At 59.8% G+C, this 24,465-nt stretch carries 17 protein-coding genes; 12 read left to right on the top strand and 5 right to left on the bottom strand.

Going from position 1 to position 24,465, the window contains the following annotated elements; all coding sequences use genetic code 11:
- The first annotated feature begins 19 nt into the window (after nt 1-19).
- The 4 genes from AC3CHX_RS18700 to AC3CHX_RS18685 are packed head-to-tail and all read left to right on the top strand — an operon-like array spanning nt 20 to nt 4,021.
- The gene (locus AC3CHX_RS18700) at nt 20-1,078 is read left to right on the top strand and encodes a hemin-degrading factor (protein ID WP_488644864.1); all 1,059 of its coding nucleotides are present in this window, start codon (nt 20-22) and stop codon (nt 1,076-1,078) included.
- Nucleotides 1,075-2,010, top strand: a complete 936-nt coding sequence (locus AC3CHX_RS18695; RefSeq protein WP_488629526.1) for a heme/hemin ABC transporter substrate-binding protein — start codon at nt 1,075-1,077, stop codon at nt 2,008-2,010. Before AC3CHX_RS18700 ends, AC3CHX_RS18695 begins: the two co-directional genes overlap by 4 nt.
- A gap of 37 nt (nt 2,011-2,047) precedes the next feature.
- Complete coding sequence (locus AC3CHX_RS18690) at nt 2,048-3,139, top strand: FecCD family ABC transporter permease (RefSeq protein ID WP_488629525.1); 1,092 nt, start codon at nt 2,048-2,050, stop codon at nt 3,137-3,139.
- A 36-nt stretch (nt 3,140-3,175) separates the two neighbouring features.
- The gene (locus tag AC3CHX_RS18685) at nt 3,176-4,021 is read left to right on the top strand and encodes an ATP-binding cassette domain-containing protein (RefSeq protein WP_488629524.1); all 846 of its coding nucleotides are present in this window, start codon (nt 3,176-3,178) and stop codon (nt 4,019-4,021) included.
- A 22-nt stretch (nt 4,022-4,043) separates the two neighbouring features.
- Here the strand turns inward: AC3CHX_RS18685 and AC3CHX_RS18680 are convergent, their stop codons facing one another.
- From AC3CHX_RS18680 to AC3CHX_RS18665, 4 genes are all read right to left on the bottom strand, one after another.
- Complete coding sequence (locus AC3CHX_RS18680; RefSeq protein ID WP_488629523.1) at nt 4,044-5,252, bottom strand: NAD-dependent formate dehydrogenase; 1,209 nt, start codon at nt 5,250-5,252, stop codon at nt 4,044-4,046.
- Nucleotides 5,253-5,432: 180 nt separating this feature from the next.
- Entirely contained in the window at nt 5,433-6,350 is a 918-nt protein-coding gene (locus AC3CHX_RS18675) for a LysR family transcriptional regulator (protein WP_488629522.1), read from the bottom strand.
- 106 nt (nt 6,351-6,456) lie between these two features.
- Nucleotides 6,457-10,635, bottom strand: a complete 4,179-nt coding sequence (locus tag AC3CHX_RS18670) for a bifunctional nitrate reductase/sulfite reductase flavoprotein subunit alpha (RefSeq protein ID WP_488629521.1) — start codon at nt 10,633-10,635, stop codon at nt 6,457-6,459.
- A 25-nt stretch (nt 10,636-10,660) separates the two neighbouring features.
- The gene (locus tag AC3CHX_RS18665; RefSeq protein WP_488629520.1) at nt 10,661-11,113 is read right to left on the bottom strand and encodes a hypothetical protein; all 453 of its coding nucleotides are present in this window, start codon (nt 11,111-11,113) and stop codon (nt 10,661-10,663) included.
- Nucleotides 11,114-11,289: 176 nt separating this feature from the next.
- Here AC3CHX_RS18665 and AC3CHX_RS18660 point away from each other — a divergent pair, with 176 nt between their 5' ends.
- The 7 genes from AC3CHX_RS18660 (at nt 11,290) to AC3CHX_RS18630 (ending at nt 21,915) form a co-directional block, all read left to right on the top strand.
- The gene (locus AC3CHX_RS18660; RefSeq protein WP_488629519.1) at nt 11,290-12,711 is read left to right on the top strand and encodes an amino acid permease; all 1,422 of its coding nucleotides are present in this window, start codon (nt 11,290-11,292) and stop codon (nt 12,709-12,711) included.
- 115 nt (nt 12,712-12,826) lie between these two features.
- Nucleotides 12,827-13,951 carry a porin gene (locus tag AC3CHX_RS18655; RefSeq protein ID WP_488629518.1) on the top strand — a complete coding sequence of 375 codons (1,125 nt, stop codon included), beginning with the start codon at nt 12,827-12,829 and terminating at the stop codon, nt 13,949-13,951.
- 47 nt (nt 13,952-13,998) lie between these two features.
- Nucleotides 13,999-15,144 carry a branched-chain amino acid ABC transporter substrate-binding protein gene (locus AC3CHX_RS18650; RefSeq protein WP_488629517.1) on the top strand — a complete coding sequence of 382 codons (1,146 nt, stop codon included), beginning with the start codon at nt 13,999-14,001 and terminating at the stop codon, nt 15,142-15,144.
- 322 nt (nt 15,145-15,466) lie between these two features.
- Nucleotides 15,467-17,278, top strand: a complete 1,812-nt coding sequence (locus AC3CHX_RS18645; RefSeq protein ID WP_488629516.1) for an L-lactate permease — start codon at nt 15,467-15,469, stop codon at nt 17,276-17,278.
- 426 nt (nt 17,279-17,704) lie between these two features.
- The gene (ertC, locus tag AC3CHX_RS18640) at nt 17,705-18,799 is read left to right on the top strand and encodes a thiohydantoin desulfurase (RefSeq protein WP_488629515.1); all 1,095 of its coding nucleotides are present in this window, start codon (nt 17,705-17,707) and stop codon (nt 18,797-18,799) included.
- A gap of 2 nt (nt 18,800-18,801) precedes the next feature.
- On the top strand, nt 18,802-20,460 hold the full coding sequence (ertB, locus tag AC3CHX_RS18635) for a thiourocanate hydratase (RefSeq protein ID WP_488629514.1): 1,659 nt from the start codon (nt 18,802-18,804) through the stop codon (nt 20,458-20,460).
- A 105-nt stretch (nt 20,461-20,565) separates the two neighbouring features.
- Nucleotides 20,566-21,915, top strand: a complete 1,350-nt coding sequence (locus tag AC3CHX_RS18630; RefSeq protein ID WP_488629513.1) for an MFS transporter — start codon at nt 20,566-20,568, stop codon at nt 21,913-21,915.
- Nucleotides 21,916-21,940: 25 nt separating this feature from the next.
- Here the strand turns inward: AC3CHX_RS18630 and AC3CHX_RS18625 are convergent, their stop codons facing one another.
- Nucleotides 21,941-22,834 carry a LysR substrate-binding domain-containing protein gene (locus AC3CHX_RS18625; protein WP_488629512.1) on the bottom strand — a complete coding sequence of 298 codons (894 nt, stop codon included), beginning with the start codon at nt 22,832-22,834 and terminating at the stop codon, nt 21,941-21,943.
- Between the two features lie 184 nt (nt 22,835-23,018).
- Between AC3CHX_RS18625 and argH the strand changes: the two genes are divergently transcribed.
- Nucleotides 23,019-24,446: an argininosuccinate lyase gene (argH, locus tag AC3CHX_RS18620; protein ID WP_488629511.1), complete on the top strand. Its 1,428-nt coding sequence runs from the start codon at nt 23,019-23,021 to the stop codon at nt 24,444-24,446.
- Nucleotides 24,447-24,465: the final 19 nt, after the last annotated feature.

Below are 24,465 nucleotides of genomic sequence, written 5' to 3'. Positions count from 1 at the left end.
AATCCCATCAAACCAGACTATGCAAACCAGTCTGCAGCAGCACCCGCAACAATTGCGCACAGCTTTCCTGCGCGCGAAAACCGAACAAAACTTGCGCAACCGCGATGCTGCGGCTGCCGTCGGTGTATCCGAAGGCGAAGCACTCGCTGCCTGTATCGGCACCGACGTGATCCGCTTGCAGCCGGACTTCATCCCGCTCTTCGAAGAAGTCCCGCAACTCGGCCCGGTCATGGCGCTGACCCGGAATGACAGCGCGGTACATGAAAAAGACGGCAGCTATCAAAACATGCGCCACGAGGGTCATGTCGGCCTCGCGCTAAGCCCGGTAATCGACTTGCGCATCTTTTATAAACAATGGCGCTTCGGCTGCGCAGTAATCGAACCAACGCCACGCGGCACGCAAAAGAGTCTGCAGTTTTTCGATCGGCACGGCAGCGCCGTACATAAAGTATTTTTGCGTGAACACAGCCATCACGCAGCCTTCGCTGCGTTGGTCGCGCGCTGGCGCGATGCCGATCAGCAACCCGGGATCAGAGTAGAACAAAAACCGCCTGCGACTGCCGAAACACCGGACCTTGAGATTGATGTCGCTGGTTTTCGGGCTGCCTGGAGCGGCATGACAGATACCCACCAATTCTTTGACCTGTTGCGCGATTTCGGTGTCAGACGCCCGCAGGCATTGCGTCTGGCAGCGCCGCAATATGCGCGCCAGGTGCACAACGACGCCCTGAAAAACATATTGGAAGACGCCGCCGCGAGCGCTTTGCCCATCATGGTGTTCGTTGGTAATGCGGGCATGATTCAAATCCATTCCGGCCCGGTCGCCAACATCAAGGTCATGGGACCGTGGATCAATGTGCTGGATCCGGGATTCAATCTGCATCTGCGTGAAGACCATATCGCCAGCAGTTGGGTCGTCAGCAAGCCAACCAGCGATGGCGAGGTCACCTCCCTGGAATTGTTTGACCGTGAAGGCCAGACAATCGCCATGCTATTCGGTGTGCGGAAACCGGGTCAGGCCGAATTGCCGGCATGGCGTCAAGCCGCGACACAACTGCCTGCGATGGGTGAAAAATGATGGCGCCATTCTTCAGTACACGCCGCCGCTTGATGCTGACCGGTCTGGCAAGCGGCGCTGCGACACTGCTGCCGTTAATGGCGGCATCGGCAAGCGCTGCTGCACGGACAAAAATGGCGCGAGGGCCGGCGCAAGCGCGCCGCGTCGCCGTCGCTGGCGGGGCGATCACCGAAGTGGTCTACGCACTCGATGCGGAAGCCATGCTGGTCGGTGCCGATACCACCAGCACCTATCCGGCCGCTGCGCAAGGATTGGCAAAGATAGGCTACCAACGCGCGCTCTCGGCCGAAGGCGTGCTGTCGCTGCATCCGGATTTACTGCTGGCGACGGCTGAAGCGGGTCCGCCTACGGCACTGGCGCAGATCGCCGCTGCCGGCGTGCAGGTGATCAGGCTCGGTGCGCGCCACGATGTCCAGGCCGTGCGCGACCGCATCCGCGGCGCGGCAGCCGCACTCGATCTGTCCTCACGCGGCGACAGTCTGCTGCAACGCTTCGATATGGAATGGGAGCAAGCGTTGGCGACAATCCAGCGCCAGCGTCAGGCGCACCCGCCGCGGGTGATGTTCATCCTCAGTCATGGCGGCACCCAAGCCATGGTAGCCGGGCGCGATACGGCGGCCGATGCCATGATCCGCTACGCCGGCGCGCGCAATGCGCTTGGCGGCGAAGGCGGGCGGGGTGGTTTCTCGGGCTACAAGCCACTCAGCGCCGAAAGCGCGGTGCTGGCGGCACCCGATGTGCTGATGATCACCAGTGAAGGATTGGCTGCCATCGGCGGCATCGCCAAACTCATCGGCACGCCTGGCATCGCGCTCACTCCGGCGGCCAGGAAGCGGCGCGTCGTGGCCGATATGGATGCGTTGTTTTTGCTGGGTTTCGGGCCGCGTTTGCCGCAGGCATTAACCAGGCTGTCCGCGCAACTGCATAGCTAAACATTGCCAATCTTCTAAAGCTGCCAGCAGAGTCTTCATGCCATCTTCGCTTTCTCTTCCAGGTATCCAGCCTATGCCACTGCCGGCCACGCATAGTCAACGCCGCCGCCTGATCCTGATCGGCCTGCTGCTTCTGCTGTGCATCAGCGCGCTGCTGTGCGCTGCGCTCGGCGCGTACCGCATTGCTCCCATGCAGATTCCACGGCTGCTTTGGCCCGGTGCCGAACTCAGTCAGGCCGAAACGCAGGCGCGCGCAGTGCTACGGGATATCCGCCTGCCGCGTGTGCTGTTGGCGCTGCTGGTGGGTTGTGGCTTCGGTGCGGCCGGCAGCGCGATGCAAGCCTTGTTTCGCAATCCGCTCGCCGACCCTGGCTTGATCGGCGTTTCCAGCGGCGCGGCGCTCGGTGCGGCGCTGACCATCGTATTGGGCACCGCACTTTGGCCGGCTGCCTTGCTGTTCAGCGGCATTTATGCCCCCATGCTGGCGGCCTTCGCCGGTGCTTTGGCGGTCGCCATGCTGGTGTACAAAATTGCCGCAAGCCGCGGTCGATTGGCATTGCCGCTATTGCTGCTGGCCGGCATCGCGATTAACGCGGTGACGGGCGCCGCCATCGGCTTGCTGACGTATATCGCCAGCGACGATCAATTACGCACACTGACGTTCTGGAATCTGGGTAGCCTGGCCGGTGCGGAATGGTCATTGCTGACTGTCGCCATACCGGTCGTTTGCATCAGTGTCGCTCTGTTGGCACGGCATTCCGCAGCACTCAATGCAATGTTGCTGGGGGAAGCAGAAGCGCAGCATCTGGGCGTGCCGGTACAGGCCATCAAGCGCCAGGTGCTGATCGCCAGCGCAGTCTGCATAGGTGCTTTGGTCGCCTGCACCGGCACCATCGGCTTTATCGGGCTGGTAGCGCCGCACTGCATCCGCCTTGCTTGCGGCCCCGATCAACGCATAGTGCTGCCCGGTGCCGCCCTGTTCGGGGCCATCCTGACATTGCTTGCCGATCTGGCGGCGCGTACCGTCGCCGCACCGGCAGAGATGCCGCTGGGAATATTGACGGCGCTGTTGGGCGGACCGTTCTTCCTGGCGTTGTTGTGGCGTCGGCGCGGTCAGCTTGGCTTGTAATGGGCATTTAAAAAAATATAAAGGATAACCATCACCATGCTGATCGCCCATCAACTCTCGGTACGACGCGGGAATCAAACCATCTTGCGCGACCTGACATTGCGTATCGCGCCGGGCCAGATCGTTGCACTGTTAGGACGCAACGGTGCCGGGAAAAGCACTTTGCTAAAAGCGATGTCAGGTGAATTTCATGCGCCACGACAAAGGAGTGGCGCACAGCTGGAGGGCAAGATCACGCTCAACGACATACCGCTCGACGCGATGACCTCACAAGCGTTGGCACTGACACGCGCGGTATTGCCGCAAAGCATACAGTTGGCATTTCCGTTTACGGCGATGGAAATAGTACTGCTGGGACGTTATCCGCACGGTGGCGGTAACAGCATGGCGAATCGCATGGTCGCAGCGGAAGCGCTGACGCTGGCAGGCGCCGCCGCGCTGGCAGAACGCGATGTCACCACCTTGTCGGGAGGTGAATTGGCAAGAGTGCAGTTTGCGCGCGTATTGGCACAATTGCGGCCGACGCAGAAGCCATCGCAGGCGTTACAGCCTGCACCGCGTTACTTATTATTGGATGAACCAACCGCCGCGCTGGATCTCGCACATCAACATCACATGCTGACGACACTGCGACAGCTGGCTGGTGCATGGAATATTGGTGTTCTGGCGATCATGCATGATCCGAATCTGGCGGCGCGTTATGCGGATCAGCTGGCATGGCTGGCGCATGGCACGCTGTTGGCGCAAGACACGCCGGGCGTCAGCATGACGCCAGCGCTGGTGCAAGCCTGTCTCGGGATCGAGGTTGAAGTGATACGGCAATCCGGCAAACCGCCATTTGCGATGGCTTGCCAGCTGCAATCATCGCTCTCCCGCTACTAAATCACACAATTGCTCTGTCAGGTCAAGCGCTCTTCCTGTCGAACCTGGTAGCCTCTTCCGAACCGCCGGTGGCATTGCCTTTGCTGTAGGAATGTGCGCCGACGCCAGCCAGCTTGCCGCCCTGGACGATCAGGTACTCGTCACGGATTGGCCGGTCTTCGAAATAGCACTCCAGAATCTCGCGTGTGCCGGCCGCATAGCGCGTCTGTGCCGAAAGGCTGGTGCCGGAGATGTGCGGCGTCATGCCGTGATGCGGCATGGTGCGCCACGGATGGTCGTTCGGCGCCGGTTGCGGGAACCAGACATCGCCGGCATAGCCTGCCAGCTGTCCGCTCTCCAGGGCGTGCACGATGGCATCGCGGTCGCACAGCTTGCCGCGTGCCGTGTTGATCAGGTAGGCGCCGCGTTTGAAGTTCTTCAGCGTCGTTTCATTGATCATGTGTTCGGTTTCCGGATGCAGCGGGCAGTTCAACGTCACGACGTCGCACACTTTGGCCAGGCTTTCCAGGCTGGTGTGATAAGTCAGGTTGAGCTCCTTCTCGACCGATTCAGGCAGGCGGTGGCGGTCCAGATAGTGCAGTTTGACGTCGAAGGGCTTGAGCAGGCGCAACACGCGCAGGCCGATGCGGCCGGCGGCCACGGTGCCGACGTTCATGGCTTCCAGGTCGTAGGAGCGTGCCACGCAATCGGCAATGTTCCAGCCGCCGTTGACTACCCAGTTGTAGGACGGAATGTAGTTGCGCACCTGCGCCAGGATCATCATCACCACATGTTCGGCCACGCTGTTGCTGTTACTGTAAGTCACTTCGGTCACGGTAATGCCGCGCTCCATCGCCGCCTGCAGGTCGGTGTGGTCAGAGCCTATGCCGGCGGTCACGATCATCTTGAGCTTCTTGGCCTTGGCGATGCGCTCGGCCGTCATATAGGCCGGCCAGAATGGCTGCGAAATGACGATTTCTGCGTCATGCAGTTCGCGATCCAGCACGCTGTCGGCGCCATCCTTGCTGGAGGTCACCACCAGTTGATGTCCTTGGGATTCCAGATACTTGCGCAAACCAAGTTCGCCTGAAACGCTGCCCAGCAACGCGCCTGGCTTGAAGTCGATGCCCTTCGGCGTGGGCAATGTTTGGCCGTCAGGGTAACGCTCCGGCTGCGGCAGATCGTCGCGCGCGTAGGTTTTCGGATAGCCGGTGACCGGGTCATCGTACAGAACACAGATAATCTTTGCCATTTGAATCCTCCTGGATGGTTGAATTGCAGGGCGAAATGGTTTTATTGTCGCCCTGAGCCAAAGAATTGGCGCATCGTTGCGACCGCTCTGCTTTATCAATGTAGAAAGATGCAGCAGGCAGGCCGTGAGGAGGATTCTGCGCAATTCGAACCGGATTTCCCAATACCGAAGGGCAATAGTTCAATAGCTGCCGCTTATCAAACTATCGAATCGTGCCTGTAGCGGCACTTTCAAAGCCATTTCCAATGCTGCCGCTGTCACCGGCGGATATGGATTTTGCCGGCGCACCACCAGGCCGATTTCTCGCGACAGCGAAGGCGTGATCGGCACAACGGATATTTCCTGCCGCAGTTCAATCAAGCTCAACACACTGTGCGGCACTACCGCACATAAGTCGCTGCAGCGCAGCTGGGCATACAGCGCAAAGATGGAATCGGTCTCGACCCGAATCCGTGGCGTCGCGCCGGCGCGCCGAAATGCCGCATCAATCATCCGGCGGCTCTGCATGTTGGCAGTCAACAAGCACAAAGGCAACTCCGCGACCTCATTCCAGCTTAGCGATTGCCTGCCTTGGAAAATCGCCTCATCGCGTGCCACCAGCACATAGCGCTCCACAAACAAGGGATGTGTCTGGAAGCCGGCCAGGGACTTTTCGTCAAGGAAGGTAAGGCCGATATCAAGGTCACAATTGTCCAGGCGCCGCACAATCTCGTCTGAAGACAGCGACAGGACCGTCACTTTGATCTCGCTATATTCTTCCTGGCAAGGCGCAGTCAGAAACGGCACCACCGGCATGGTGGTCGGGATCGCTCCGATGCGTAATGTTCCTGACAGGTTTTTGTGTGCGTTCACCGTCTCCTGGCGCATCGCTTCGTAGCTGGAAAGTAAATGCTGCGCCCATCCCACCACCCGCTCGCCTTCTGCGGTCAATCCCTCATAGTTCCTGCCGCGGCGGACCAGATTGAGTTCCAACTCCTTTTCCAGATTACGGATGGCGGTGGAGAGGGCCGGTTGCGAGACGTGGCATGCTTCGGCCGCACGCGAGAAATGACCCAGCTCTGCCAGGCTAACCAAATACTTAAGCTGTCTTATAAACATAGCGCCCGCAAAATAATAGAAATTCGAAAATCTGACTCTTTGCGCTTACCTTCCGAATGATCGCAATATCAAACCGGCTTGCGGGGGAAGCTTCGAGCGCCGTAACTCAATAAACATCTCGCACATAGCGCTTCTCTTTGGCCAGGCGACTCACATACTCCGAGGCCTTTTCTTCGGTCATGCCGCCATGCCGGGCGACAACCGATTTGAGCGCCGCATCGACATCCCTGGCCATGCGGCTGGCGTCACCGCAGACATAGAAATGGGCGCCGGCCTCCAGCCAGGTCCACAGTTCCGCGCCTTGCTCGCGCATTCGGTCCTGCACGTAAATTTTTTCGGCTTGATCGCGCGAGAAAGCCAGATCGAGCCGCGTCAGCAGCCCGGTCTTGCGCATGTCTTCCAACTCTTCGCGGTAGTAGAAATCCGTGGCGGCACGCTGTTCGCCAAAAAACAGCCAGTTGCGGCCGCTATCGCCCCGCGCACGCCGCTCATGCAAAAAGCCGCGAAACGGTGCCACGCCGGTACCGGGGCCGACCATGATCATGGGTGTATCGGGGCCGTGAGGAGGACGGAAATGCGTCGACTTTTGCACGAACACCGGCACGCTGACATCACCGGCGCGGTCCGCCAGGAAAGTGGAGGAAACCCCTTTGCGCTGACGCCGGCCATTGTCATACCGCACCGCTGCCACGGTCAGGTGCACCTCGCCCGGATGCGCCTTCGGGCTGGAGGCAATCGAATACAAACGCGGCTGCATGCGCCTGAGCATGCCGATCAGCTCCGGCGCTGAAAGCGCCACCGGGAACTCATGCAGCACGTCGGCCAGTTGCCGACCCCATAGCCATTGCTTGAAGTCGGCTTTACGGTCCTCGCGCAACAAGTCCTTTAATCCACCACTTTTGGTCCTGGTCGCAATGAATGCCAGCGTTTCCGGGCTGGGACGTGCAATTTCGAAATGGCTGCCTAGCGCTTCGGCTAACCGCATATCGCCGGAACCTGCCACGCTCACGGTGGTATCGGCTGTGAGCTGGCCAAGGCTGATGATTTCATCGACCAGTTCCGGGCAGTTGCTGGGCCATATCCCTAGCGCATCGCCAGCCTCATATTCGAGGCCCGAATCGCCGGTCGCCAGCGAGAAATAGCGTGTGTCCTTGGTGCTCTGTTTATTGAGTCGCAGATTCTTCACCAAACGCGAAGCCGCTGGATGCGTCTTTGAAGGCACGGCCCGAGACATTGCGGCAGGCATCATTTCACCGGCGGGGGTTGCATGCATCGCCGCGTCTTCCTCCTTGATACGCGTGATTATCCGTTCCAGCCAGGCATCGGCCGCAGGTTGATACTCGGTGTCGCAGTCAACCCGGTCTAGCAGCCGTACCGCTCCGCGTTCAGCCATGCGGGCATCGAGATTACGGCCATGACCGCAGAATTGATCGTAATTCGGGTCGCCAAAGGCCAGTACCGCATAACGCAAACCGTCCAGCCGGGGAGCGCTATCGGCCTTCAACGCTGCCCAGAAGCTCTGGCCGTTGTCGGGAGAGTCGCCGTCGCCAAACGTGCTCGTCATCAGCAATACATACTGAACTTTTTCCAATGCCGAAATCTGATAATCGGCCATGCTGAAAGGATGTATCTCAAATCCTGATTCCATCAACTGCGTCGCATAACGCTCGATCAACGATTCGATGTTCCCCGTCTGTGATGCCCAAAGCAGCGCAACTTTTGGCCGCGCGTGCAGTATCTGCACGGCGGGCGAACTTCCAGTCACAGGCAGCGGGTCGGCTGGTCCCGTTAGTGTGGGCACGGGCAGATCGGCCCTGCTAAAGAGGCCGGCGAGAACGCCATCAAGCCAGAGCCTGGTGGCAGCAGGAAGCGGCGCGCTGGGCGGTAGCGTGGGAACGCCGCCTGCTTGCCGGCCCTCGGTCGAACGCAAGCCACTGATAAAACCTGCCATGTAGGTGCGCTCGGCATCGCTGAGTTGGGGCACCTGGAATTCAGGAAGATTGATCAGGGTGGCGAGGGCATTGATACGAGACATGTCCAGTTCCTGGGGTGAGTGATGGGAGGCCGTTGGTGCAGGCCGTTCCGGGCCTGCGGCAGTTTCCGAGATGTCAGCTGCCGCAATGCTTGCCGCAGGTGCCACGCGGCTGAGCGCGACGGCGCAGAACTTGAATTCGGGCTGCTGCGAGATGGGGTCTATCGCATCATTGGTGACCGCGTTGATGCACAGGTCTTCGCCAAAAACATCATTCCAGTGCATTGGCGCAAAGCAGTTGCCGGCACGGACCCGATCAGTCACCACTGCCGGCAGCAGCGCGCGGCCACGGCGTGAGCGAACCTCTACCGTATCTTTTTCCTTGATGCCCAGCGCGCTGGCGTCTTCCGGATGAATTTCCACAAAGGGGCCGGGATTGAGCTTGTTCAGCATCGGAATCTTGCCGGTCTTGGTCATGGTGTGCCATTGGTGCTGCAAACGCCCGGTATTGAGCACAATAGGAAAATCCGGGTCCGGCATTTCCGCCGGAGATACCTGCGGGCGTGCAAAGAAAACGCCTTTGCCTTGCGGGGTGGGAAAGCTCAGGCGCGGCCGGCTGCCGTCCGGTTTTTCCTTGAGCGTCTGACTGACGCCGTCATTGATATAGCGCAGCGGATTGCGGTCATGCGTGCTGCCCGGCGCGCACGGCCACTGCAAGGGCGTTTCGCGCAAGCGCGCGTGGCTGGCGCCGCGCAGATCGTAACCGGTCTTGGGATTCGAGGCCTGCGTGATTTCCGCGAACACCTGTTCCGCCGAGGCGTAACTGAAGGCCTCGGCAAAACCCATCTCGCAGGCGACGCGCGCGATGATCTGCCAATCCGGCAATGCTGCGCCCGGTGGCGCGATGGCTTGCTGCATGAGTGTCATATTCCGTTCGGAGTTGATCATGACGCCTTCGGCCTCGGCCCAAAGCGCGCCCGGCAGCAGAATGTCGGCGTAGCGATTGGTTTCTGTATCGAGAAAGGCATCCTGCGCAATCACTAGTTCGGCTGCTTGCAGGGCTGCAATCACATTCTGGCGGTTGGGCACGGTGGCCACCGGATTGGTGCAGATAATCCAGCAGGCCTTGATCTCGCCGGCGGCCATGCGCGCGAACATGTCCACCGTGCCCTGGCCCAGCGTGGTTGTGAGTGTGCCGGGAGGGACACCCCATAGGTCCTCGATAAAAACGCGGTCGTCTTCAACCAGCACCGAGCGTTGCCCTGGCAGGCCCGGTCCCATATAGCCCATTTCACGCCCGCCCATCGCATTCGGCTGACCTGTCAGCGAAAACGGCCCGCTGCCGGGACGGCAGATTTTGCCGGTGGCAAGGTGCAGATTGCAGATGGCGTTGGTGTTCCAGGTGCCGTGCGTACTCTGGTTCAGGCCCATGGTCCAGCAGCTCATCCACTCCGGCGCTGCGCCAATCCACTGCGCCGCCTGACGGATATCGGCCTCCGGAATCCCGGTGATTGCAGCCACCTTGTCAGGCGCGTAGTCGTCAAGAAAGGCCGGCATCTCCTCCCAGCCTTCGGTGGCCTCCGCGATGAAGCCGGTGTCCGTATGCCCATTTTTATGGAGCAGGTGCAGCAGGCCATTCAGCAGTGCCAGATCGGTTCCCGGCTTGATTTGCATGAACAGGCCGGCTTTGTCGGCCGTCGCATTGCGTCGTGGGTCAACCACAATCAGCTTGGCGCCGGCCTTCACGCGGTCCATGACGCGCAGAAATAAAATCGGATGGCAGTCGGCCATATTCGCGCCGATCACAAAAAACAGATCGGCTTTGTCGAAGTCCTGATAGGAGCCCGGCGGGCCGTCAGCCCCCAGCGAGAGTTTGTAGCCGCTGCCGGCGCTGGCCATGCACAGCCGCGAATTCGATTCGATATTGTTGGTGCCGACAAAACCCTTGGCCAGTTTGTTGATGAGGTACTGCGCTTCGATCGACATCTGGCCCGAAACATAAAAGGAGAGGGCGTCCGGCCCGTGCTTGTCGAGGATCCCGCGCAGGCGCCGGGCGGTGTCGGCAATCGCCTCGGCCATCGGCAGCGGGATGGGATCCTGGCCACGGTCGCGGCGCGCAAAGGCACTCTCCAGGCGGCCGGACTTGCGCAAGGCCACATGGGCGGACGAGCCCTTGGTGCAGAGGCGGCCAAAATTGGTCGGGTGGTCCTTGTCGCCCGAGATCTTGACGACCTGGCCGCCTTCAACGTGCAAGATCATGCCGCAGCCGACGCCGCAGTACGGGCAAACGGTTTTTATGCTGTTGCTGGTCATGTTGTGTGCTGCGAACCAAGGTCCATCAGCTTCTCGCTATATCTCGTGGAATATAGCGATAGTAAGCAGAAACCATGCCAAAGACAACCGCACGAGCGTAATTCAAAAACTCAGAGACCTGGCTGCTTTCTTGAACTTGCGAGCGGCAACTGATGCCCTGGTATTGGGCAAAACCTGCACCATGACAGCGCAGTGCACCAAGGCAGGCGTCTGCCACTGAATTCTGTATTGATACTCGTCCTGCCGGGTAAGGTCGGCGCTGCATGAGTCCGCTTGAAGTAGCCCCAACCGGACGCCAGTCGTTGGATAGTGGCAACGGATGTTGCTGTGACGGGCAATCATTGCGGCAAACGCGAAATAATAATTGACGATTAAATTGTTTATGTCTAAAGTAGTTGGGCCTGTTTGGCAACAGCAGTTGCGTTGTTTTTTTGACTGTCCGATAGCAGGCGACGCGCCTTTTGCTACTCAGTGACATTGGTGCAGTCTTCGTGAGCAGAAGACATTCAACGGGGCTTTACCCGAAATAGATGATGCGGATTATCCCAGGCCCGGACAGTCATGGGCTTGCAAAATCCGCGGCTGCCTAAGCGCGATGGCCCCTTCCCAAGGGCAATAGCATTCATCGCAGGTTTCACAAAACAAGAGGAGACAATGTTGAGTAACACTGAGAATACATTTCAAAAAATCATTCATCGCGAACAGGGACTGCACCGCAATCTGAGCAGCCGCCAGATGTCGATGATTGCGATCGGAGGAGCGATCGGCACCGGTCTGTTCCTGGGCAGCAGTTTCGCCATCAGCTTCGCCGGTCCCAGCGTATTGATCAGCTACGCCATTGGTGCCTTCATCACCTTGCTCCTGATGGGATGCCTGGCGGAGATGACGGTAGCGCACCCGACTTCAGGTTCGTTCGGTGCCTATGCCGAGCACTACATCAGTCCGTGGGCCGGTTTCATGGTGCGCTACGCGTACTGGGCCTGCAATGTGCTGGCCATCGGTGCCGAAGTCACGGCGGTGGCGCTCTACATGCAGTACTGGTTTCCCGGCTCGCCGTCCTGGGTCTGGATCGTACTGTTTTCCGGCGGCCTGATCATCGTCAACGCACTCAGCGTGAACATTTTCGGGATGGTCGAGTACTGGTTTTCCGCGATCAAGATCGTGGCGATTGTCGGCTTCATTCTGCTCGGCACCTATATCGTGTATGGCGCGCCGCACAGCAGCCCGATCGGCTTCAAGAATTACATTGAATACGGCGGTTTTTTTCCGAAGGGGTTCCGGGGTACCTGGGTCGCGGTGATCGTCTCTATCTTTAGTTACCTGGGTATCGAAATGATTGCCGTCGCCGCCGGTGAAGCCAAAGAGCCGGGCAAGGCCGTCAGCTACGCGTTCCGCGCTGCCATCGGCCGGCTGGTGGTGTTTTACATGCTGACGCTGGCATTGATCCTGGCAATCGTTCCGTGGTCTGCGGCCGGCACCGTCAAAAGCCCCTTCGTGACCGTCATGGAGGCTATCCACATCGCCGGTGCACCGGCGGTCATCAACTTCGTCGTGTTGGTCGCGGCACTGTCGGCCATGAATAGCCAGTTGTACATCACCACCCGCATGATGTTCAGTCTGTCACGCGCCGGCTATGCATCGCCGCGTTTCGGCAATGTGAACAAGCGTGGCGTGCCAGTGCAGGCATTGGCCTTATCTTGCATCGGCATTGCGCTCGCAACGAGTCTCAGTATCCTGTATCCGAAAACCTCGTTCACGCTGATGATGGCGATCTCGATGTTTGGGGCAATGTTTACCTGGCTGATGATATTCGTGACGCATTACTTTTTTCGACGCCGCTGGATGGCAGAACAGAATGGCCCGTTGGCATTTCGGATGTGGGGCTTTCCGGTGCTGACTGGCATGGGTGCGGTACTCATGCTGGCCATCCTGGTCACCACTTTCTTTACCGACGAATTTAAATTCACGCTGCTGTTCGGCCTTCCGTTTCTGCTGATATTGAGTGTGATTTATTTTTGTTTCTACCATCAATCCACAAATAGCCGTTCCCTGCGCTATAGCGACCAGAAGTCTTGAGTTGCAAGTGGTCGCGAGAAAAACGTGTTCAAGACGGCAATGCAGTGCAGGCGCTTGCCCGAATTTTTGCAAGGTATCAATCAGCTGTATCCATCCAATCAGGAGACTAAAAAAAATGAAAAAATCACTACTTGCGCTCGCAGCACTCACAGCACTCGGCGTGCCGGCGTTCGCGGCGGCGCAAACCAACGTCACCATCTACGGCATCGCTGATATATCACTCAACCACTTCTCCGGCAGTAATGGCGGCCTGCAATCCAACGGCGCGGTCAATCGACTGGACTCGAATGCAGGCAATAACCTGGCAGGCAGTCGTCTCGGTTTCAAGGGCACGGAGGATCTGGGCGCCGGACTCAGCGCCGATTTCAAGCTGGAAATGGGGATTCAGATGGATACCGGCCACTCCGAGCAAGGCGGCGTGTTGTTCGGACGCGCAGCCAAGGTCGGCCTGAACGGCGGCTTCGGCTCAGTGCATCTCGGACGGCAAGATACGCCGGCATTCGAGTTGCTCAACAATGCCGATCCGATGGGTGTAGGCCTGGCCGGTTCTGCCGGTAATATTCACATCGGCAACAAAGCCTTGTTCCCGGTGGGCGGACTGAAAGGTGTGCCGGAACAGGGCTGGATCGGCCTGGGCGCAATCCGCGCCAACAACAGTCTCCGCTATGACACGCCAAACCTGCATGGCTTCAGCGGCAGCTTGCTGTATAGCCTAGGCGAGGTGGCCGGGTCGAGCCAGGGTAGTGTCGGCGTTGTCGGCCTGAATTACAGCCAGGGTCCGGTGTACGTCGGCTATGTGCATATCGATGACAAGAGCGCCGGGGTGGTGAGTGCTGCCACTGTGGGCTTCAATCAAAAGAGCGACGCCCTTGCATTCACCTATGACTTCGGCCCGGCCAAGCTGCACACGCTGGTCGCGACCAAAAAGGCGGACTCCGCAGGCATTGTAGACAAGGCCAACTACTATCTGGTCGGCATGAGTGCGCCGGTTGGCAAGGCCGACCAGGTGATGGCAAGCTGGAATCGCTCGTCCGGCCGCAATTCCAATGCGAATACCGCGGATCAATTCGGCATCGGCTATCTGCACTCGCTGTCCAAGCGGACTACGCTGTACGCCTCAGCTGCCAAGATCATGAACAAGGGTAACGCAGCCTTCGGCATCGACGGCTACGACGGTCACGACGGCAGCGCTTTCGATTATTCGACGCTGGTCAACGTGGGCATTACCCATTCTTTCTAAACAGTGTTCCGGCAGCCATGCACTTTTATAATTATCAGGAGACGTTCATGCAGTTCAAGACAAAAATGATTCCACTGGCTGGCGCAATGGCTTTGGCTTTGGCAGGCACGGCCTCCGCCGAGGAACAGATCGTCAGGATCGGCCACGTTGGTCCGATCACTGGCGCGATTGCCCACCTGGGCAAGGACAATGAAAACGGCGCCCGCATGGCGATCGATGAACTGAATGCCAAAGGCACCATGATCGGCGGCAAAAAAGTAAAATTCGAATTGGCCTCGGAAGATGATGCCGCCGATCCTAAGGCAGCAACCTCGGCCGCCCAGAAACTGGTCGATGCCCACGTCAATGGCGTCATCGGTCACATGACCTCGGGCACTACGATCCCCGCATCGAAGATCTATTACGATGCCGGCATCCCGCAAATCTCTCCATCGGCGACCAACCCGAAGTACACCCAGCAAGGCTTTAACACGGCGTTCCGCGTGGTTGCCAACGATGGCCAGCTGGGTGGCGCCCTGGGCCGCTATGCCGCCAACGTCCTGAAAGCCAAAAACATCGCCGTCATTGATGACCGTACCGCCTATGGTCAAGGGGTTGCGGCCGAGTTCAGCAAAGGCGCAAAAGGCGCTGGCGTGAATATCGTGGCGACCCAGTTCACCAACGACAAGGCGACCGACTTCAGCGCCATCCTGACCGCGATCAAGGCCAGGAATCCGGACCTGGTGTTCTTCGGCGGCATGGATGCCGTTGGCGGCCCGATGTTGCGTCAAATGAAGCAGCTCGGGCTGAAAGCCAAGTTCATGGGCGGCGACGGCCTGTGCAGTAACGCACTGGCCAAACTGGCTGGCGACGGCCTGGAAGACGATCAGGTAGTCTGTGCGGAAGCCGGCGGTGTGCCTGAGTCCGGTAAAAAAGCCCTGGAAGATTTCAAGGCCGCGTACCAGAAGAAATTCAATCAGGAAGTCGTGATCTACGCACCATATGTCTACGATGCGCTGATGACCATGGTCGACGCCATGCAACAAGCGAAGTCGGCCGATCCGAAAAAATACCTGCCGTATCTGGCCAAGATCCATCACAAGGGTGTTACCGGCAATATCGTTTTCGATGCCAAGGGCGACATCAAGGATGGTTCGTTGACTTTGTACACCTACAAAGATGGTGCACGCACGCAAATTTCTGTTGTCAAGTAATTAATCTTCGGTAGGCGAAAGCGCCCAAGTCTTCGGACCGGGCGCTTTTTTTTCTCCTTGATTTGGGGGTATTAACAGTGCTCCTCAATCCGCTGAGAGCCAGGCCAAAAGCGGTCCTTCAAGGATTTCCCCAAAAGCGAGACAGCGATTGACAGGTACTGATTCATGAACAAGAATGAAAGTCAAGTGGTCGCTAAGACAACGACCGTGAATCGCGTCATACGCGTTGAGCGTAGTTACCCGGAGCGCTGTCAGGAGACAAGAACACAGACCGCGTTTCCCCGGAAATAAGCGCCACGTAGTTCCTTCAGCAGGAGGACTTATGTACTATCAAAGTTACGATCCGATGGGGAACGCGTTCCTTTCCACTTTGGTAGCAGCGGTTCCCATTGTCGTCCTGTTGTACTTCATTGCCCTGCATCCGCATCGCGACGCCCGTGGAACGATGCGTCTGGGCATCTCCGCTCCTTACGCGGCATTCTGCGGTGTGCTCGCCGCCTTCCTGGTCTCCTGCGTCGCCTTCAAGATGCCGCTGGCTGCGGCCGTGTCGGCTTTCGCACTGGGCTCACTCTCGGGATTCCTGGGAATCATATGGATCATTCTGGGTGCGATGTTCCTCTACACGATGACCGTGATCAGCGGGAAATTCGAGATCGTGAAGGAATCCATTATTTCCATCTCCTTTGACCGGCGCCTCCAGTGCGTGCTGATTGCTTTTTCATTCGGCGCGATCATTGAGGGAACCTCGGGCTTCGGCACGCCGGTGGCCATCGCCGGCGCCGTGATGGTGGGCCTGGGATTCAAACCGTTCCAGTCCGCCGTGCTCAATCTCCTCGCCAACACCGCCCCGGTCGCCTGGGGTGCGATCGGCACTCCCATCGTCGTGCTGGCCTCCGTGAGCGGCCTGGATCAGGTCACGCTCTCCGCCATGGCAGGTCATCAGTTGCCTTGGGTATCGATGCTGGTGCCATTCTGGCTGGTCGCTGTGTTCGTGAAGATGGAGGGGGGCACGTGGAAGGAGGTCTTCGAGGTGTGGCCGGCTACGCTGTGCGCGGGCGGATCGTTCGCGCTGATGCAGTATTTCGCCTCGGGAACCATGCAATTCCACCTGATGACCGACGTCGTAGCGGGCGTTTTCTCCGTCATCTGCACGGCCTTGTTCCTGCGTTTTGTCTGGCATCCGAAGACCCGCTTTCTCCTCAAAACGGAGCGCGAGGCGCTCGCGAAAGCCGGCAAGGCTGCGGCTGTGACGACTGACCGCAGCAGCTGGAAGTACGCCTACAGTGTCGGTGAAACAATCTACGCCTGGCTGCCGTGGACCATCCTGATCATCTGCTGCGCGGTATGGGGCATGCCTGCATGGAAGACCTATCTGAATGCGCTGTTCTCCGGCGTCACATTCAAGACCACCTTCCTGGGCTCGCCGTTTACGGGCACGCTGTCCTTGCCGGCATGGGATATGCCGGCGCTGCACAACCTGGTTCAGCGGACCCCGCCGGTGGTCGCGGCCAGCGCCAAGCCGGAGGCGGCGCGCTTCGTCATCAACTGGCTGTCGGCCGCGGGGACCGGCGTGTTCGTTGCCGCGCTGTTGTCCGGCCTGGTTCTGAGGTTGAGCGCGACGCAGTGGAAAGACGCCGTTGTCTACACCGGACGCCGCATGGCGACGCCGGTTCTGGTCATCTCTCTGGTGCTGGGACTCGGGTTTCTTACCCGTTACTCGGGCACGGACGCGGTCCTGGGTCTGGCTTTCACCGGCGCGGGCGTGATGTACCCGTTCTTTGCCGCGTATCTGGGCTGGCTGGGCGTCTTCCTCACCGGGTCGGACACGGCGTCCAACGCCTTGTTCGGCAGCCTGCAGCGCATCACGGCGCAACAGCTGCACCTGAACGAGATCCTGATTGTGGCGACCAACTCAACCGGCGGCGTCATGGGCAAGATGATCGACGCGCAGTCCATCATGGTGGCCTGCGCCGCCTGTTACGACGATCCGCACGAGCGCGCGCACGCGCTCGGACCGATTTTCCGCAAGGTGTTCTGGTACTCGATCGCCGGCGCCGCAGTGATCGGCGTGATTGCCATGCTGCAAGCCTATGTTTTTCCGGGTGCGATCCCGATACCGCCGCTGCCCAAGTGAGGCCCGCGCATGGTTTGCTCTGCGCTATGCCCCGCAACTCGGAGGGCCGGCCGGCTCGAACGCATGCCCGTATAACTTGCCGCTGAACAGTGGCAAGGCGCGGACCGGCATTCTTCTATACGGTAGACCAACATACGTCGATTTTTTCAACAATTCCTATAGTCCTTTGATGGTGCATGCCTGCACTTTTTGCATGCATGCCTTTCGCCGTTCCCGCTCCGCTCCTCTGGTTTTCCAAGGGTGTCAAAACTACCGCAATGCACCAAAAAAGAACGTTAACTTGATGTTATGTGCCATTCACAAAAAGTAATGCGACATTATTGAAAATCCTACCTAGTATCAGGGTCATCAAAACCTGCAATGTGTCCGGCATCGCCTGTGCCCGCGCCTTGCGCTGATATAAATCAATTAAAAAAGGATGGAGAAATGGGACGAATCTTAACTCTCAAGGATGTAGAGGCGGCGGTCAAAGGCGGTTCCGTGTTTGCCTGCGGCGGAGGCGGTTGGGCCGATCATGGGCGCGAACTGGGAACGATGGCGGTCACCATCGGCAGGCCGGAACTGGTCGGCATGGATGAAGTGCCGGACAGCGCCTGGATTGCTACCGCAGCGGCCATCGGCGCGCCCGGCGGACTCAGCGATTGGGAAATGCTGGGCATGGATTACGTGAAGGCGGTGCAACTCACGCAAGCAGCATTGGGGCAGCCGATTTACGGCTTGATCATCGGTCAGAACGGGATGTCGAGCACCTTGAACGGCTGGCTGCCGTCCGCCGTGCTCGGCACCAAGGTGGTCGATGCGGTCGGCGATCTGCGCGCGCATCCGACCGGCGACATGGGTTCTCTGGGGTTGGCCAGCAGTCCGCAGCAAATGATACAGAGTGCGGTGGGCGGCAAGCGCGCCAGCAATGCGTATATCGAGTTGGTGGTGCGCGGCGCGACCGCCAAGGTGTCGCCGATTCTGCGCAAGGCATCCGATATGTCGGGCGGCTTTATCGCCAGCTGCCGCAATCCGATTCCGGCATCTTATGTACGCCAGCATGCTGCGCTGGGCGGCATCAGCATGGCGCTGGCACTGGGCGAAGCGATTCTCGCCGCAGAACCGAAAGGCAGCTCGGCAGTCATCGACGCCATCTGCAAACAGACCGGCGGCCAGATCATCGGCAGCGGTAAAGTTGTGCGCAACACCTTGCAATACACGCACGAGGCCTTCGATATCGGCTTGATCGAAATCGGTAGCGGCGCACAGCGGCGCCTGATCCATGTGATGAACGAGCATATGGCGGTGGAAGATGCGCAGGGCAGTCGCATCGCCAGCTATCCGGACGTCATCACGACGCTGGACAGCAACGGCAATCCGGTCAGCGCCGGGAACGTCCGCGAAGGCATGGAAATCCTGATCTTCCATATCCATAAAAGCCAGATCCCCTTGTCGTCCAGCGTCACCGATCCGTCCGTCTATCCGGCGGTGGAACAGGCATTGGGGATTAATTTCAGCGATTACGCATTGGGAAAGGAATGACGATGCAGCAGACATTCGATGTACAGACCGGGACCACGTTGCGCTGCAAGGGCTGGCGTCAGGAAGCGCTGCTGCGCTTGCTGGAAAATGTGCTGGCCGTCGGCGAAGCGCCGGAACAACTGGTCGTGTATGCGGCGCTCGGCCGCGCCGCGCGCGACTGGCCGGCGTATCACGCCATCGTCGACGCCTTGCGCAATCTGGAAGAAGACCAAACCCTGATCGTGCAATCCGGCAAACCGATAGGCATCTTGCAAACCCATAGCCAGGCGCCGCTGGTGATCATGGCTAACTGCAATATGATCGGTCAGTGGGCAAAGGCCGAGAATTTCTATGCGCTGGAAAAACAAAACCTGATTTGCTGGGGCGGATTGACGGCAGGCGACTGGCAATACATCGGGTCGCAAGGCGTGATTCAAGGCACATATGAAATTTTCTGCCGGATTGCCGAGCGCCATTTCGATCACGACCTGCGCGGGCGCTTTATCCTGACCGCAGGCCTGGGCGGCATGGGCGGCGCGCAACCGCTGGCGGGACGCATGGCGAACGCGGCAATCCTGACCATTGAGGTCAACCCGGAGCGCATCGAGAAACGCCTGAAAATCGGCTTTCTGGAACAACGCGCCGACACGCTGGATGAAGCGCTGGCGCTGATCCATGACGCCATGGCCAGACGCGTGCCGATTTCCGTCGGCCTGCTTGGCAATGCCGCCGAGATTTACCCGGAAATCCTGGCGCGCGGGATTGTCCCCGACATCGTGACGGATCAGACTTCCGCGCACGATCTGGTGTACGGCTACGTTCCCGCCGGCCATACGCTGGAGCAAGTCGAAGCGCTGCGCGCCACGGATATCGCGGGCTTGATGCAAGCCAGCCGGGACTCGATCGTGCGGCATGTCGAAGCGATGCTCGGGTTCAAGGACCGGGGCGCGGTGGTATTCGACAACGGCAACCTGATCCGCACACACGCCAGACAGGGCGGCGTCGAGCGCGCATTCGAGATTCCGGTGTTTACCGAGGCTTTCCTGCGCCCGCTGTTTGCGCGCGCGATCGGGCCGTTCCGCTGGATTGCGCTGACCAACGATGCCGACGACATCCGCAAGATCGATGCATTTCTGCTGCAGCGCTTTGCCGAGAATGCGATCGTCGTCAACTGGGTGCGGCTGGCCCGTCAGTACGTTCCGTTCGAAGGCTTGCCGGCGCGCATCGCCTGGCTCGGTCACGGCGAACGCACCGAACTGGCGCTGGAAGTCAATCGCATGGTGCGCGCCGGCGAGTTGAGCGGCCCCATCGCGTTTACCCGCGATCATCTGGACGCCGGGGCGATGGCGCACCCCAACATCATGACCGAAAACATGCGCGACGGCTCCGACGCCATCGCCGACTGGCCGTTGCTCAACGCGATGATCAACTGTTCTTCCTGCGCGGATCTGGTCGCCATCCATTCCGGCGGCGGCGGTTACAGCGGCTACATGACCAGCGCCGGCGTGACCGTGGTCGCCGACGGCAGCGCAGCCGCCGAACAGCGTCTGCGTCTGTCGATGACCAATGACACGGCCAGCGGCGTACTGCGGTATGCGGATGCCGGTTACGACGAGGCGCTGGATGAGGTTGCAAAAAAAGGGATCAGCCGGATCGACACTGCGGATGCCAGGTATCGGTAACGGCGAAAGTTGCCCGTCGGCGGACAACCGATGGGATTTGCGCCTGGATTTGCGACGGGATCCGATTCAGCAACACAGACAATGTGATCAACAGGAGATATTCGAATGAAAGATGTTGCATTCAATCCGGGAAGAGATGGCATCGATCATCCTCCCGTGGCGCACGCGGACAAGGTCAGGCACGATGCAAAAACCGGTCGCAGGGCGGTGATCGCCGCGTCGGCAGGGAATGCGCTGGAATGGTATGACTTTACCGTGTACGCATTGTTTGCCGTGTATATCGGACAGAATTTTTTCAAGAACGATAATGCCACTGTGCAATTGATGGGGGCGTTCATGGCATTCGGGCTCGGTTATGTCGCACGTCCGCTCGGCGCCTTGCTGCTGGGTTCGTATGGCGACCGGGCCGGACGCAAGGCGGCGCTGACCATGACCATCATGCTGATGGCGCTCGGCACCTTGTTGATCGCGATTGCCCCGCCGTATGCCGCCATCGGCATCGGCGCGCCCTTGCTCATCGTTTGCGGCCGCGTATTGCAGGGCTTTTCCGCCGGCGGCGAAATCGGCGGCGCCACCGCCTTCCTGGTCGAGCATGCACCGGCCGAAAAGAAAGGGCAGTATGCGTCCTGGCTGCAAGCCAGCATGGGCATCAGCAATGTGTTCGGCGCCTTGGTGGCGACCGTCGTCACGATGCTGTTCACGCAAGATCAGATCGGCGAGTGGGCCTGGAGAATTCCGTTCATCATCGGACTGGCGATCGCGCCGGTCGGACTGTGGATGCGGAAAACGCTGGATGAGACGCCGCACTTCAAGCTGGAACAGGAACGCATGCAACTGGCCGGCGTGAAAAACAAGACGCCGCTGCTGCAAGTGATCCGCGCCTGCCCGAAGCAGTTGCTGGCCGGCTTCGGCCTGTCGGTGCTGTGGGCCGCGGGACCTTATGCGCTGATTATCTTCATGCCGATTTATGTGCAAAAGACGATGGGCTTCACCGGTTCGCAAGCCTTCCTGGCGGCGTTCATCGGCAATTTCTTCCTGATCGCCGGCTGCGTATTCTCCGGCACCTTATCGGATAAAGTCGGGCGTCACGCCATGCTGCGGATCGGGGCCGTGCTGCTGCTGGTCGGCGTCTATCCACTGATGATGTGGCTGCAGGCTTCGCATACCACCGCGACGCTGGTCATCGTCCAATCGCTGTTCTGCGCAATGATTGCCATGTTCGCCGGTGTCGCGCCGGCAGCCCTGGCGGAAATATTTCCGACGGCGGTGCGCTCGTCCGGCATGTCGTTGTCGTATAACACCGCCGTCACGCTGCTGGGTGGCTTTGCGCCGGCGATCCTGACCTGGATCACCTACACCACCGGCGTTGCCTTCGCGCCGGCGCTGTATGTAATGGGAGCGGCGCTGGTCGCCTTGCTCGCCATCTCGCTGATGCCGCCGGCCAGCGACGCCTGAAGACGAGCGGCGTCATCACATCCGATCAGCGCTGATCCTTGGCGCAATCGAGTAGCCAGGTCAGGAGCGGCTTCAGTTTTTCCCGATACTCATTGCGCGGCGGGTGCACCAGGTAATACCCGGCACCCGTCTCGACCACGCGTTCGAACGGCGTGACGAGCTCGCCGCTCGCCAGGCTTTCTTCCACCAGATTCAGGTCGCCCAGCGCAACGCCCAACCCGCGTGCGGCCGCAGTGAATGCCAGGTCCAGCGTGTCGAATACCTGTTCCCGATAGGTCTGCGCCGCCAGATCGCCTTCTTGCTCCAGCCACAACATCCAGCCGTACCGGCCGAAATTCGAATGCAACAGCGTGTGCTGCATCAGATCCGCCGGTACGACCAGCGGCGGCGTGCCGCGCGCTGTCTGCGGCGAGCAAACCGGCGTCACTCTTTCGCGCATCAGGCAGGTGGCTTCAAGGCCGTCCCAGCGTCCGGTACCGAACTGGATCACGGCGTCGAGCGTTCCTTCGCCGAAGTTGGTCGGCAGAAACCACGCGGTATCGATGTTCAACTGGGTGCCGGGCACCTCGGCATAGAAGTTCATCAGGCGCGGCAGCAGCCAGCGCGTAGCGAGCGTCGGGGTGACGCGCAGCGTGATGGTTTGGCCGCCCGTGCTGGCAATTTGCATCGAGCGACGCGCGGTGGCCAGGAGCTCCTCGACGATAGGCACCAGCCGCAGACATTCCGCCGTCGGCACCACCATGCGCGTATGCCGCACGAACAGCGAACAGTCGAAATACTCTTCGATCTGCTGAATATGCCGGCTCACCGCGCTCTGGCTCAGGAACAGTTGCTGGGCCGCGGCCGTGAAACTGCCGCAGCGGGTGACCACCAGCAGCGACTGCAGCACATTGAACGGCGGATATCGATCGATCTTCATTTATGCAAGTTGTGCATGGAAACCATGAAATTTTACCACTTGTCGCAAAAAAAATAGCCTTTAGAATCCATAAATCGCTGCACCGGTCCTGAACGCCGCTTCGGTCGAATTCATGAATTCCGGACATGACGCAACACCGCTCGCCGGCCTCACATTTGCAACATCAACTTCAAGGAAGCATTACATGATCCAACACTCAGACCGCCTGTGGGGCGGCCGCTTCAAAGCCGAACCGGCATCCGCATTGACCGCTCTGTCGCGCTCGGACCCGAGTTTCTTTCGCCTGGCACCCTATGACCTGGCGGGCTCGCGCGCCCATGCGCAGGAACTCAAGCGCGCGGAAATCCTGACCGACGACGAGTTGCAGCAGTTGCTGAGCGCGATGGATAGTCTCGAAGGCGAGTTTCTCGCGGGCAAGATCGGCCCGTCGCCGGACGACGAAGACGTGCACACCTTCCTCGAACGCGAACTGACGCAACGGCTGGGCACAACCGGCGGGAAATTGCGCGCCGGCCGCTCACGCAACGATCAGGCCGCGAACGACCTGCGCCTGTTCCTGCGCGACAAGGCACGCAAACTGGCGCTGGCGGTGATTGATTTGCAACATGCATTAATCGCGCAAGCCGGCACGCACCTGCGCAGCGTGGTCGCGGGCTTTACCCATCTGCAGCCGGCGCAACCGATCGTGTTCGCCCATCAGTTGCTGGCCCATGCCCAGGCGATCTATCGGGACATCGACCGGCTGCGCGACTGGGATCGCCGCAGCGCGCGTTCGCCGCTCGGAGCGGCAGCGCTGGCCGGATCCGCAATCTGCCTCCGGCCCGACCTGTCAGCCGCAGAACTCGGCTACGATGCGCCGTGCGAGAACTCGATCGATGCCGTCGCCTCACGCGATCACGCCGCCGAATTCGTCTTCATCACGAGCATGCTGGCGGTCAACCTGTCGCGCCTCTCGGAAGAAGTCATCCTCTGGACTTCGCGCCAGTTCCGTTGGGTGGAACTGGACGACGGCTATGCCACCGGCAGCTCGATCATGCCGCAGAAGAAAAACTCCGACATCGCGGAACTGACGCGCGGCAAAGCGGGGCGGCTGATCGGCAACCTGAGCGGTTTGCTGGCGACGCTGAAATCGCTGCCGCTGGCTTACAACCGCGATCTGGCGGAAGACAAGATCGCGGCCTTCGACAGCCTCGACACGCTCGAACTGGTGCTGCCGGCGATGGCCGGCATGATCCGCACGATGCGGGTGAACGTCGCCGAGATGCGGCGCCAGGCGCCGCTCGGCTTCACACTGGCAACCGAAGTGGCCGACTGGCTTGCGCTGCGCGGCGTGCCGTTCAGCGAGGCCCATGAAATCACGGGGGCGCTAGTGCGCGCATGCGAGCAGCAGGGCATCGAGTTGAGCGAGGTGTCGGTCGCCACGCTGGCGCAGGTCGACGCCCGCCTCGAGCCGGCGGTGCTGGAGTGCATGACGCTGGATGCGGCAGTGGCGGCGCGCAGCGGCTTCGGCGGCACGGCGCCGGCGCGCGTCGCTGAACAGATCGCCCGCCTGCAAAGCGCTATCGACGAACAGGTTGCCTGGGCCAATGCCTATACTGGACCATCGTATTAAGTTAAGTGCATCCAAAGAC

It is taken from the genome of Glaciimonas sp. OK215 (assembly GCF_057787885.1).
This window is presented reverse-complemented; position numbering and strand designations above follow the sequence as displayed.

Coding starts and splice junctions, on each gene's coding strand:
- AC3CHX_RS18700 (WP_488644864.1), top strand. CDS start 20: ATGCAAACCAGTCTGCAGCAGCACCCGCAACAATTGCGCACAGCTTTC.
- AC3CHX_RS18695 (WP_488629526.1), top strand. CDS start 1,075: ATGATGGCGCCATTCTTCAGTACACGCCGCCGCTTGATGCTGACCGGT.
- AC3CHX_RS18690 (WP_488629525.1), top strand. CDS start 2,048: ATGCCATCTTCGCTTTCTCTTCCAGGTATCCAGCCTATGCCACTGCCG.
- AC3CHX_RS18685 (WP_488629524.1), top strand. CDS start 3,176: ATGCTGATCGCCCATCAACTCTCGGTACGACGCGGGAATCAAACCATC.
- AC3CHX_RS18680 (WP_488629523.1), bottom strand. CDS start 5,252: ATGGCAAAGATTATCTGTGTTCTGTACGATGACCCGGTCACCGGCTAT.
- AC3CHX_RS18675 (WP_488629522.1), bottom strand. CDS start 6,350: ATGTTTATAAGACAGCTTAAGTATTTGGTTAGCCTGGCAGAGCTGGGT.
- AC3CHX_RS18670 (WP_488629521.1), bottom strand. CDS start 10,635: ATGACCAGCAACAGCATAAAAACCGTTTGCCCGTACTGCGGCGTCGGC.
- AC3CHX_RS18665 (WP_488629520.1), bottom strand. CDS start 11,113: ATGTCACTGAGTAGCAAAAGGCGCGTCGCCTGCTATCGGACAGTCAAA.
- AC3CHX_RS18660 (WP_488629519.1), top strand. CDS start 11,290: ATGTTGAGTAACACTGAGAATACATTTCAAAAAATCATTCATCGCGAA.
- AC3CHX_RS18655 (WP_488629518.1), top strand. CDS start 12,827: ATGAAAAAATCACTACTTGCGCTCGCAGCACTCACAGCACTCGGCGTG.
- AC3CHX_RS18650 (WP_488629517.1), top strand. CDS start 13,999: ATGCAGTTCAAGACAAAAATGATTCCACTGGCTGGCGCAATGGCTTTG.
- AC3CHX_RS18645 (WP_488629516.1), top strand. CDS start 15,467: ATGTACTATCAAAGTTACGATCCGATGGGGAACGCGTTCCTTTCCACT.
- ertC (WP_488629515.1), top strand. CDS start 17,705: ATGGGACGAATCTTAACTCTCAAGGATGTAGAGGCGGCGGTCAAAGGC.
- ertB (WP_488629514.1), top strand. CDS start 18,802: ATGCAGCAGACATTCGATGTACAGACCGGGACCACGTTGCGCTGCAAG.
- AC3CHX_RS18630 (WP_488629513.1), top strand. CDS start 20,566: ATGAAAGATGTTGCATTCAATCCGGGAAGAGATGGCATCGATCATCCT.
- AC3CHX_RS18625 (WP_488629512.1), bottom strand. CDS start 22,834: ATGAAGATCGATCGATATCCGCCGTTCAATGTGCTGCAGTCGCTGCTG.
- argH (WP_488629511.1), top strand. CDS start 23,019: ATGATCCAACACTCAGACCGCCTGTGGGGCGGCCGCTTCAAAGCCGAA.